Raw genomic sequence first — 7,683 nt, 5'->3', positions numbered from 1 at the left:
CCCAGGTCGATGCGTCCGCCCAGCCGACCACCGGCAGCGCCCCTGCGGTGCGTCCAGGCTCCGGCCGCCCCGGTCGCTGGCCCGGGCCCGGGGTGGGGCGCTGGGTAGCGGCGGCCTCGTCGGTGGATCGCCCTTCGACAGGCTCAGGGCGTTGGGTGGGGGCGCTGCCCGGGTGCTCGGGAGCGGTGCCGTCCTCGGAGGTGGGGCGCCCTTCGACAGGCTCAGGGCGCTGGGCCGGGTCGCTGCCCGGGCGCTGGGAGGATCGCCCTTCGACAGGCTCAGGGCGCTGGGTGGGGTCGCTGCCCGGGCGCTGGGTGTCGGGGCGGGGGCGCGGGGTCGGTTCGGGGTCGGGGTCTGGGCGGGTGGAGCGGGCGGGGCCGGTGTGGCCGAGGTGGTCGGCGACGTCCATGCCGACCCGGCGCTCGAGCCGCTCCAGGCGGGCGTGCAGGCCGCGGCCGTCGACGTCGGCACCGGGCAGCAGCACCCGGGCGCACATCAGCTCCAGGTGCAGGCGCGGGGCGGTGGTGCCGCGCATCTCGGTCAGGCCGGAGGCGACCACCTCGGCCGCCCGGGCCAGCTCACCCGGGCCGAGGGCGGCGGCCTGGTTCTGCAGGCGCTCGGCCTGGTCGTCGGCGGCCTCGACCAGCCCGGAGGAGACGGCGTCCGGCACGGCGTTGACGATGACGAGGTCGCGCAGCCGGCGCAGCAGGTCCTCGGCGAAGCGGCGCGGGTCCTGACCGACCTCGATCACCTTGTCGACCGCGGCGAAGACGCTGGCCGCATCACCGGCGGCGAAGGCGTCGAGCATCTCGTCCAGCAGCGAGTCCGGGGTGTAGCCGAGCAGCGCGGCGGCCTGCAGGTAGCTGACCCCCTGCTCCCCAGCCCCGCCGAGCAGCTGGTCGAGCACCGAGAGCGAGTCGCGCACCGACCCGCCGCCGGCCCGCACCACCAGCGGCAGCACTGCGGGCTCGACGGCGATGCCCTCGGCCTCGCAGAGCTCGGCGAGGTAGCCGCTGAGCACCTTCGGCGGCACCAGCCGGAACGGGTAGTGGTGGGTGCGCGAGCGGATGGTGCCGATCACCTTGTCCGGCTCGGTGGTGGCGAAGACGAACTTGACGTGCGGCGGCGGCTCCTCGACCAGCTTCAGCAGGGCGTTGAAGCCTGCCGTGGTCACCATGTGCGCCTCGTCGACGATGTAGACCTTGTAGCGGCTGCTGACCGGGGAGAAGAACGCCCGCTCGCGCAGGTCGCGGGCGTCGTCCACGCCGCCGTGGCTGGCCGCGTCGATCTCGATCACGTCGATGCTGCCCGGACCGCCGCGGGCCAGGTCGCGGCAGGACTGGCACTGCCCGCACGGCGTCGGCGTCGGACCCTGCTCGCAGTTGAGCGCACGGGCGAGGATGCGCGCGGAGGTGGTCTTGCCACAGCCCCGCGGGCCGGAGAACAGGTAGGCGTGGTTGACCCGGTTGTTGACCAGGGCGCGCTGCAGCGGCTCGGTGACGTGGTCCTGCCCGATGACCTGGGCGAAGGTGTCGGGCCGGTAGCGCCGGTACAGCGCCAGCGGCGGCGTCGGCACGTCCGGGGCTGCCACCTCTTCACTCACGACGGCCACCCTATGCCCGGACGCCGACAGTTCCACCCGCTCCCGACGCCGACCTCAGGACGACTCGCGCAGCTCCCGGTCGAGCCGCTCCAGACCGTCCAGGATCCGCTCCAGGCCGAACTCCAGCTCCGCCTCCAGACCCTGCTCCGGCGACGGCGGGCCGCCGACGTACTCCCCCGCCAGCAGCATCGAGCGCAGCGCGGGGAACCGCTCGGGGGTGATCACCTCACCGAGCGCGGCGAAGGCCTCTGCGGTGTACTCGGCGTCCGGCTCGACGGCCAGCTCGCCCTCCAGCCCGACCATCGCCCCGACGTAGGTGCTCAGGGTGAGCACGGCGGCCATCTTCTGCTCCTCGTCCAGGGCCAGCTCCGCCATCGCCTGCAGCCCCAGGTCGACCAGGGCCACCGCGTTCGGCATCAGCAGCACCTCCTGCCGGCGGGGGATCGCCAGCACCCAGGGGTGCGCCCGGTAGCACTCGCGCATCACCTGGCACCACGCCCGCAGGGCCTCCCGCCAGGGCTGCGGCAGCTTCTGGCGCGGCGGGACGGCGATGGCCGCGTCGCGCATCAGGTCGAGCAGCTCGTCCTTGGTGGAGACGTAGCGGTACAGCGCCATCGTGGTGAACCCGAGCGACTCGGCCACCCGCTGCATCGTGACCGCGGCCAGCCCGTCGCGGTCGGCGATCTCGATGCCCGCCTCGACGATCTTCTCGTGGCTCAGCTCCCGGCGCGGGCCGCGGCTGGGGGCGACGGCCATCCCCCAGGCGATGGCGACCACCCGGGGCAACCCTGGTTCGACGGTGTCCGGCACGGGGACCACCCTACAAACTGTGTACGGGGCAATCTGTGTATGTCACACTCAGCGTATGACCTACACAGATCAGGTGCTCGTCCTCACCGACGTCACCAAGCGCTTCGGCGCGCACACCGTCCTCGACGGCGTCAGCTGGCGGGTCGGGCCGGGCATCACCGCCCTGCTCGGGCCCAACGGCGCCGGCAAGACCACCCTGGTCCGCATCGTCAGCACGCTGGAGCGCCTGGACGGCGGGAGCCTGTCGGTGCTCGGCCACGACGTCGCCCGCGAGCGACGGACCGTCCAGCAGCTGATCGGCCTGACGGGGCAGCACACCGCCGTCGACGGCATGCTGAGCGGCACCGAGAACCTGGTGATGGTCGGCCGGCTGCTCGGGCTCAGCCGGCTGGACGCCCGTCGGCGGGCCGGTGAGCTGCTGGCGCAGTTCGACCTGGCCGACGCGGCCCGGCGTCGGGCCGGGACCTACTCCGGCGGGATGCGCCGCCGGCTCGACCTGGCGATGAGCCTCGTCCGGGCTCCCCGGGTGCTGCTGCTGGACGAGCCCACCACCGGACTCGACCCGCGCAGCCGGCGGGCGCTGTGGGAGCAGGTGCGCCGGCTGACCGACGACGGCACCGCGGTGCTGCTCACCACCCAGTACCTGGAGGAGGCCGACGCCCTGGCCGACCGGATCGCCGTGCTGGACTCCGGCCGTCTGGTCGCCGAGGGCACCGCCGCCGAGCTGAAGGCGGGCGCCGGCGGCGACGTCGTCGAGGTGCTGGACGAGCACGGCCAGCCGTCGGACACCCTCACCACCGACGGGACGGCCGGGCACGTCGCCTCCGTGCTGCGCTCGCTGCCCGGCAGCGCCCGGGTGCAGGTGCGCCGCCCCACCCTGGACGAGGTCGTCCTCCAGCTCACCGGGAAGGAGGCCGCATGACCACCATCACCGCGCGCGGGCCGCTCGCCACCACACCGCCGGTCCGCCCCGGCGTCCTGACGCCGTTCACCGTCTTCGTCGGACGCAGCCTGCGGCACAGCCTGCGCGACCCCGAGGCGCTGCTGATGGGCATCGTCCTGCCCACCCTGCTGATGCTGGTGTTCACCTTCGTCTTCGGCGGGGCGATCGGCGGCGACAGCCGGGCCTACATCGACTACGTGACGCCGGGCATCATCCTGCTCTGCGCGGGCTACGGGGCCGCCACCACGGCGGTCGCGGTCAGCCGGGACATGACCACCGGCACCATCGACCGGATGCGCACCATGCCGGTGCCCGGGGTGGCGCTGCTGGTCGGGCACACCGTCGCCAGCCTGCTGCGCAACCTCTTCAGCACCGCCGTGGTGATCCTCGTGGGGGTGCTGCTCGGGTTCCGACCCGCCGCCGGACCGGTGGAGTGGCTGGCCGCGGTCGGGCTGGTCGCGCTGTGGATCCTCGCCATCACCGCGCTGTTCGCCTTCCTCGGGCTGGTCGCCGGCTCGGCCGAGGCCGCCAGCGGGTACGGCTTCATCCTGCTGTTCCTGCCCTACGCCTCCAGCGCGTTCGTGCCGGTGGCGACGATGCCGTCGTGGTTGCGGGTGTTCGCCGAGCACCAGCCGATCACACCGCTGACGGAGTCGATCCGGGCACTGCTGGCCGGCGTCTCACCGGGCGGGGACGCCGTGGCGGCGGTGCTGTGGCCGCTCGGCGTGCTGGCGGTGGCGCTCGCGCTGACGGCCTGGCGGTTCCCGCGGACCCGCTCGAGGCTCGTGCACTGAGCCGGTCGGTGTCGCGGCACGGAAGGGCCCCCCGCGCACCCGACAGAGCTCACTTACCCTTGCTGCCTTCCGGCCCTGGGGGAGTTGGGCGAGATAACGCCGCACGGGGGGCTGCCGAGCAGCATACCGGCCCCCGGGCCTGCAGCCCAACGCACGACAGCAGCCACCGGCGGGGTGCCGGTGGCTGCTGCGCGTCTCGGACGGGGCGTTCGGCCCGGGCCTACTCGCCGTGCTCCTCGCCCTCGGCGGCGTGCTCCTCGCCCTCGTGCGCGTGCTCGTCGCCCTCGGCGTGCTCGTGGTCGTGCTCACCCGCCACGGCCTCGCCCACGCCGGTGATCTCGTTCGGCTCGTGCGGGAGGGTGGCGGTGTCGACGACCTCGCCGGTGGGCAGGTACACGACGTGCAGCTCGCTGGTCTCGGGCTCGGTCACGTAGGCGATCTCCCCCTCGACGGCCAGGGTCGGACGCGGCTGCTGCCACTGCAGCGGCTCCTGCCACTCCTCGGTCACCTGGATCGAGCTCGTGATCTCCCCGGAGTCGGGGTCGATGACGTGCAGCTTCCCGTCGGTGCCCAGCACCAGGGCCTCGCCCTCGGGGCCGCGACCCAGGGAGCGGAAGGAGTAGCTGGCCGGCAGGTCGACCAGCCGCAGCTCACCCGTCTCGGTGTCGGTCAGCGAGACCCGGGTCGGGCGCTCGAGCTCGGCGTCCGGGTCGGTCTTGTAGTCGCCGAGGACGACGTCGGAGTGCTCCGAGCCGGCCTGGTTGCCGATCCGGCCGTACTCGTCGGGGCTGGGCACCTTGGTGAAGGAGCCGTCCTTGAAGAGCAGGACGCCGTCGGTGCAGCCGAGCAGCACCGCGCCGTTGCCGGCGGTGGCCTCGCCGTGCAGCCCGGGGCACTCGTCGCTGCGGGTGACGTCGGTGAAGCTGGCGTCCAGGGCGGCGGCACCGGTGCGCTCCTCCTCGGTGCCGACGCTGACCACCATGCCGCCGTCCTCGAGCGGGACCGCGACGCCGTGGTGCGGGCTCGGCGCGGTCCAGGTGGGCTCGGCCGGCCCGGCGGCGACCTCCTCGGGATCGAGCAGGGCGACCGTCCCGGCGCCATCGCTGAACAGCGCCACCTTGCCGGCGTGCCGGACCACGTGCCCCGGCTCGGGAGCGGGATGGACGACGTCGGTCAGCGTCGCGCCGGTGTCGTAGTAGTGGTTGTGGTCGCCGTGGCCCTGCACCTCCACGCCGGTGTCGAGCACCTGGAAGCCCTCGCTGGTGGAGACCAGGACGTGGCGCTGGTCACCGGCGGGGTTGAGCCGCAGGAAGCCCTCCAGCGGGATGTCGGCCACCGGCTCGAGGGTGTCCTGGTCGAGCACCATCACACCGCCGTCGTAGCTGACGGCGAGCCGGGTGCCGGTCACCTCGGTGCGTGCGGTGGACGTCTCCGCGCTCGGCTCCGGCGCAGCGGTGGGCTCGCTCCCGGTGCCGCAGGCGGCCACCGTCAGCAGGCCCGCGACGCCCAGCCCTGCCAGCAGGGCCCGTCGGTCGGTCATGGTCACGCTCCAATCAGACTGAGAATCGTTATCGGTAACGTAGGCCATGATCGGGCGACCCGCCAAGCCCGCGTCGGCGCGGCGCGGCCGGGTGCGCCGTGAGGGCGGATGCACCCGGCCGGCGGTCAGAGCGTGCAGGTGGCGCCCTCGGCGACCGGCTCCAGGTCGATGAGGTAGCGGTCCACGATGTCGTTGACGCAGGGGCTCAGCCGCTCCAGCGCCACGGTGTGCCGCTCCCCCTCCACCGTCAGCAAACCGGATCCGAGCGAGTCGGCCAGGCCCAGCCCGGCGTCGTAGGGCGTGGACGGGTCGCCGGTGATCGAGATGACCAGGGTGGGCGGCAGGCCCTCCACGTCCTGCGCGTACGGCGGGTCGAGGGTGGGCTCGGCCGGCCAGTGCTCGCAGGCGTCCCGGGTGCCAGCGGCGACGTCCTGCCCCGGGTCGAGGAAGGGGCTGACCTCGGCCAGCTCGGCGCGCAGTGCCGCCTCCTGCTCAGGCGTCTGGCGTTCCTGGTCCATGCAGCCGATGGCGTAGGTGGCGTCGAGGTAGTTGCTCCAGGTGCCGTCCGGGCGACGTCCGAGCAGGTTGTCGTTGAGGGTGAGCAGCTCGTCGGCGCGGCCCTCGTCCCGCAGCTGGGTGATGCCGCTGATGATGGCGGGCCAGCTGGCGGCGTCGTACAGACCCGAGCCCACCCCTCCCGTGACCTGGCCGAAGTCGGCCGTGCGGCCCTCGCCGGCCGGGACCGGCTGGTCGACCAGCGGCTGCACGAGGTCCTGGAACACCTGGTTCGCCCGGGCCGGGTCCTCCCCCAACGGGCAGTCCTGCTGCTGGGCGCAGAAGGCGGCCATCTGGTCGAACGACCGCTGGAAGGAACGGTGCAGGTCGAGACGTCGCTCGGCGTTGGTCTGCCGCGGGTCGAAGGCGCCGTCGAGCACCATGGCGCGGACGTTCTGCGGGAACTGCTCGGCGTAGACGGAGCCGAGGCGGGTGCCGTAGCTCTGACCGGCGAAGGTGAGCTGCTCGTCACCCAGCGCGGCACGCAGCACGTCCATGTCCCGGGCGACGTCGCGGGTGCCGACGGCACCCAGCACGTGCTCCCCGCCCGAGCCCTCCGCGCAGCGCTCGACGAAGGTCGCGGTGTCCTGCTCGGTCCACGACCCAGAGGTGCCGAGCAGCGTCGGCTTCGCCTGGCCGAGGTCCTTCTGCTCGTCGGTGTAGCAGCTGATCGCGGGCAGCGAGGCGGCGACCCCGCGCGGGTCGAAGGAGACGAAGTCGAAACGCTGCAGCAGCGCCGTCCCGGCCAGGCCGGTGCTCGCCAGCGCGCCGATGAAGACACCGCTGCCCCCGGGTCCGCCGGGGTTGATGACGAGGGACCCGATGCGCTCGGCGGGGTCGCCCTGGGCCCGCACGCGGAGGACGGCGATCTGCATCCGCTCGCCCTGCGGGTCGTCGTAGTCGAGGGGCACCTGCAGGCGTGCGCACTCGAAGGCCTCGATGGCGAGGGCCGCCTCCTCCGAGGGTGAGGTCGCGTAGTCGACGCAGGACCCGAAGGTGAGCTCCTGGTCGTAGAAGGTGGTGAGGTCGTCCTCGCCCGGCCCCGGCGTGGCGGGAGGAGGGGTCGGGGTGCACGCGCTGAGGGCCAGCACGGCGAGGCTGAGGACGCCCAGGCAGAACGCCCGGGCGCGGTGGCGTCGGGACGGGGAGGTCCACCGTCGGGTGAGCATCATGGCGACAGCGCACCGTGTGTCCCAGGTACCGGGTCAACCCTCGCCCGGCGCAGGCAAGGGCTTCCCCGGCCGGTGCCCACCGCCATCACCGTCGGCGACGATTGGCCCGGGCCCGCGGAGTCGCGTACGATGCCCGGCGGAGGATTCGCCTAGTGGCCTATGGCGCTCGCTTGGAAAGCGGGTTGGGTGCAAGCCCTCGGGGGTTCGAATCCCCCATCCTCCGCCGCACCGGACGCCGCCCGGCTCATTCGAGCCCGGGCGGCGTC

The 7,683-nt window shown here is 73.6% G+C and carries 6 protein-coding genes, 1 tRNA gene and 1 other RNA gene; 3 read left to right on the top strand and 5 right to left on the bottom strand.

Annotated elements, in window-relative coordinates:
• Both DT076_RS16440 and DT076_RS16435 read right to left on the bottom strand, forming a co-directional pair.
• Positions 1-1,603: DNA polymerase III subunit gamma and tau (locus DT076_RS16440; RefSeq protein WP_233494019.1), on the bottom strand; the 1,603-nt coding region annotated here is incomplete at its 3' end.
• Between the two features lie 54 nt (positions 1,604-1,657).
• On the bottom strand, positions 1,658-2,413 hold the full coding sequence (locus DT076_RS16435; RefSeq protein WP_147264173.1) for a TetR/AcrR family transcriptional regulator: 756 nt from the start codon (positions 2,411-2,413) through the stop codon (positions 1,658-1,660).
• Positions 2,414-2,468: 55 nt separating this feature from the next.
• Here DT076_RS16435 and DT076_RS16430 point away from each other — a divergent pair, with 55 nt between their 5' ends.
• Positions 2,469-3,335, top strand: coding sequence for an ABC transporter ATP-binding protein (locus DT076_RS16430; protein WP_114127771.1), 867 nt, complete (start codon positions 2,469-2,471; stop codon positions 3,333-3,335).
• Positions 3,332-4,150, top strand: a complete 819-nt coding sequence (locus DT076_RS16425) for an ABC transporter permease (protein ID WP_114127770.1) — start codon at positions 3,332-3,334, stop codon at positions 4,148-4,150. Before DT076_RS16430 ends, DT076_RS16425 begins: the two co-directional genes overlap by 4 nt.
• A 20-nt stretch (positions 4,151-4,170) precedes the next feature.
• Here the strand turns inward: DT076_RS16425 and ffs are convergent.
• From ffs to DT076_RS16410, 3 genes are all read right to left on the bottom strand, one after another.
• An RNA gene (gene ffs / locus DT076_RS16420) (signal recognition particle sRNA small type) lies at positions 4,171-4,265 on the bottom strand.
• A 105-nt stretch (positions 4,266-4,370) separates the two neighbouring features.
• Positions 4,371-5,690: a zinc metallochaperone AztD gene (gene aztD, locus DT076_RS16415; protein ID WP_233494023.1), complete on the bottom strand. Its 1,320-nt coding sequence runs from the start codon at positions 5,688-5,690 to the stop codon at positions 4,371-4,373.
• Positions 5,691-5,815: 125 nt separating this feature from the next.
• Complete coding sequence (locus DT076_RS16410; protein WP_199539245.1) at positions 5,816-7,417, bottom strand: alpha/beta fold hydrolase; 1,602 nt, start codon at positions 7,415-7,417, stop codon at positions 5,816-5,818.
• A gap of 138 nt (positions 7,418-7,555) precedes the next feature.
• On the opposite strand from DT076_RS16410, the gene DT076_RS16405 reads away from it, so the two are divergent.
• Positions 7,556-7,640 (top strand) — tRNA-Ser (locus tag DT076_RS16405).
• Positions 7,641-7,683: the final 43 nt, after the last annotated feature.

Origin of the sequence: Desertihabitans brevis (assembly GCF_003327535.1) — a bacterium.
In the GTDB taxonomy this organism is placed as follows: Bacteria; Actinomycetota; Actinomycetes; order Propionibacteriales; family Propionibacteriaceae; genus Desertihabitans; species Desertihabitans brevis.
This window is presented reverse-complemented; position numbering and strand designations above follow the sequence as displayed.

Coding starts and splice junctions, on each gene's coding strand:
- aztD (WP_233494023.1), bottom strand. CDS start 5,690: ATGACCGACCGACGGGCCCTGCTGGCAGGGCTGGGCGTCGCGGGCCTG.
- DT076_RS16410 (WP_199539245.1), bottom strand. CDS start 7,417: ATGATGCTCACCCGACGGTGGACCTCCCCGTCCCGACGCCACCGCGCC.
- DT076_RS16425 (WP_114127770.1), top strand. CDS start 3,332: ATGACCACCATCACCGCGCGCGGGCCGCTCGCCACCACACCGCCGGTC.
- DT076_RS16430 (WP_114127771.1), top strand. CDS start 2,469: ATGACCTACACAGATCAGGTGCTCGTCCTCACCGACGTCACCAAGCGC.